2 protein-coding genes and 1 pseudogene are annotated in these 3,066 nt (G+C 40.6%); 1 reads left to right on the forward strand and 2 read right to left on the reverse strand.

The genetic code is table 11. From position 1 onward, the window contains the following. Positions 1–224 precede the first annotated feature (224 nt). Positions 225–1,586 carry an alpha/beta hydrolase gene (locus tag VK080_RS06805; RefSeq protein WP_324224020.1) on the forward strand — a complete coding sequence of 454 codons (1,362 nt, stop codon included), beginning with the start codon at positions 225–227 and terminating at the stop codon, positions 1,584–1,586. Positions 1,587–2,316: 730 nt separating this feature from the next. Here VK080_RS06805 and VK080_RS06810 read toward each other — a convergent pair. Both VK080_RS06810 and VK080_RS06815 read right to left on the reverse strand, forming a co-directional pair. Continuing rightward, the gene (locus VK080_RS06810; protein WP_324224021.1) at positions 2,317–2,709 is read right to left on the reverse strand and encodes a hypothetical protein; all 393 of its coding nucleotides are present in this window, start codon (positions 2,707–2,709) and stop codon (positions 2,317–2,319) included. A gap of 167 nt (positions 2,710–2,876) precedes the next feature. Next, positions 2,877–3,066, reverse strand: a pseudogene (locus VK080_RS06815) (thioredoxin); the annotation flags it as partial.

The raw sequence follows: 3,066 nt of genomic DNA on the forward strand, positions 1-3,066 counted from the left end.
TATGGTGTTCAATTTATGACATTGTATTCCGCACCATGGATTGTGTCTTTTATATTTTAGTCTATCGGAAAAAGTCACACGCTCAAACAGGTCGTGTGACTTTTTAAAATTTAATGCATCTACCTCATAGGTGTGATTTCGTGGATAGGTGATTATATTGAAACCATATCTGTATTGAAACGTATGAATAGGAGAAGTGTATTGTGTATTAGGAGGGAAAAGCTTTGCAGCGTTTAAGGTGGTTTTTATTTATCATGATTGGTTTAGTTGTTTTATTTACGGGATGCCAAAATAAACAGACAGAAAATGACAGCAATAATGATAAAGAGGCAGGTGATAACGTGAATGAAGAAGAGGGAAGTGCTCATCATTCTTCAAAGCAAATGGTAGGTAGCTGGGCTGGATCTATCGAAATACCTAATGAACCGTTACCTATTCAGGTTACATTTGAAAATGAGCAGGATATAGATGGACACATTAGTATTCCTGTTCAGGGACTCGCTGATTACCCCTTTTCATCTATTCGAGTAAATGATGATGGAGCAACTTTCACAATGGACATACAAGGTCAAAAGGCGACTTTTAAGGGTGATGTAACAGAAGGTGAAATAGCGGGGACATTCACACAACATGGGCAATCATTTCCGTTTACTTTAAAAAGAGATGATACAACAGTATCTGAAGAAGATGGTGAGTTTTTAGAAATTGAGACTGACATGGGGACGCTTATTGGGGAATTACATATGCCTGAATCAGTGGACGCGGCCCCTGTTATGCTTATTATTCCAGGATCAGGCAACACGGACCGTAATGGCAATTCATCGGCCGGTAAAAACAACAGTTTGAAATATTTAGCAGAGGAACTGGGCGATCAAGGCATTGCAAGTCTTAGATTTGATAAACGTGGCGCTGGAAAAAATCGTGAAGCGATTGGTGATGAAGCAGACTTTCGTTTTGATCAGTATGTAACAGATGCCGTTCAGTGGGTTGAATTGCTACGCTCAGATGAGCGTTTTACATCTGTTGGTATTATAGGTCACAGTGAGGGGTCGTTGGTCGGGATTATGGCTGCACAAGATATTGATATTGATGCCTTTATATCTGTAGCAGGTGCAGGAAGACCGATGGATGAATCATTGTATGAACAAATTGAAGCGTCGGGTATGTCAGAAAGCTTATTATCTGAAAGTATGTCGATCATTGATCAGTTGAAAAAGGGCGAAGAAGTTTCAGATGTGAGTGATGCATTGTACAATTTATTTCGTCCATCCGTTCAACCGTATATGATCTCATTGATGGCACACGATCCTGCTGAGGAAATAGCCAAGTTAGATATACCGATTTTAATTATCAGTGGGACACACGACATCCAAATCTCTGTATTAGATGCGGAGACTTTGGCTGAAGCAAAGCCTGAAGCTGATTTAAGCATTATTGAAGAGATGAATCATGTGTTAAAAGAAGCGCCTAAGGATCGGACGAAAAATATGGCGACATATTCGGATCCGAATTTACCTTTAGCAGATAACCTCATGAAAGATATCATGGATTTTTTGGAAGAGGCGTCGTTTTTGGATCAGGAATAAATACGATTTAAAAAATTAAAAACACCTCTTTAAAAGAAAGAATTTCATAATTCGAATTCCGGATATAAACCCGAACAATCACATTTGCATGTTGATTTCCACTCTAGGTGGTCGCTTTCCGCGGGTGGCTGATGAGCTTCGGGCCAACAAACGGTTTTCGATGGGGCGAGTAATCGCAGCCCCAGGAGGTTGGTCATGAAGACGTTGCGGCAAACGGTCTTCGGTGGGACGAGTAATCGCAAAGGGTCTTCGATGGGACGAGTAAGCGCAGTCCCAGTCTCAGGACGTCGCGTTCTTAGTCTTCCTACCCTAAATGCGGGGTCTCATCTAGGCCTTTCCTCCAGGCTGCTGAAAAAGTCTCTTACACCAAATTTTGGCGGATAAAACCGTTGATTTCCACTTCAGGCGGTCACTTTCCGTGGGCAACGCCTCAACTTCCTCGGAAGTAAACCCGCTTCCTGCGGGATTTTCGGCTGTTGCTTTTCCCTCTAGAGTCGCCGCCTTACGTTCCAATCAACTGGACTTGCTTATAACCTATAGTTTTTCAGTGGCCTCGCCTTTCCTCCCGTAGGAGTCGACCACCTGCCGTTCCAATCATCATTGTTAGGGTGAAAAGCGCATATATGATTACTAAAGTTCGGGTTTAGTGTCATGGCATTAATGAAGCTGGCTCAAATGAAAGAAAAAAGCCCCAGATATGTTTTAAGAGCATGTCTGCGGCTTTTTGTGATTATTTTTTTGTTTCTATTTTCATGAAGGTAAGCAATACAAAACAAACAAAGCTTATTAAAAGGATGGTACCACCGACAATAAAGAAAATGAGTGGGAATGCGCCTTCGATTCCAAATGGCTTGACGTATCTTAACCACATACCAGCTGTTAGACCAATTGATCCAACAATGGCTGTCCAAACATGAATGGCGGACATAAGCGCACTTTGCGGCGTAAATACTTGATAAAAAACGGCGAATGCAAATAATGACAACCAACCAACAACTAAAATGTGCGCATGGACGGTTAAAAATTCATAGCCACCAGAACCCGCCATATGTGATCCTAAAAAGGCACCTAATAGAGCAAACAATGCTGCAAATCGAAGTAAGATTTTGCTATATGGATTCAACGATATTCTCTCCTTTGTTAAAAAATTTCAATTTTAACCATGACTTTAGAGGCCATGTCAATGCATTATTAATATAATACTTTAATATGAACAGACGATGAATAATGGGGGACGGAAAGAAGATAAGCACGTAATGTCACTAAAAAGACACAAAAAATGTGGTTGACTCATTCAGAGTCAGTCACATTTATATATATGTTGTGTATTTTTTCATCAAAGCGTTGTAATTGGACGATTCGTGCTTCCCTAAGATATTCTTTACCACTGACGAACAGGAGGATAACAGGTACTGTAAAAATAGAAAAATGACCAGCAACTGCTGGTACCTTATGTGTGTTAATATGTCCCATTTGAATG

It is taken from the genome of Lentibacillus sp., from assembly GCF_035301925.1.
Taxonomy (GTDB): domain Bacteria; phylum Bacillota; class Bacilli; order Bacillales; family Amphibacillaceae; genus Lentibacillus.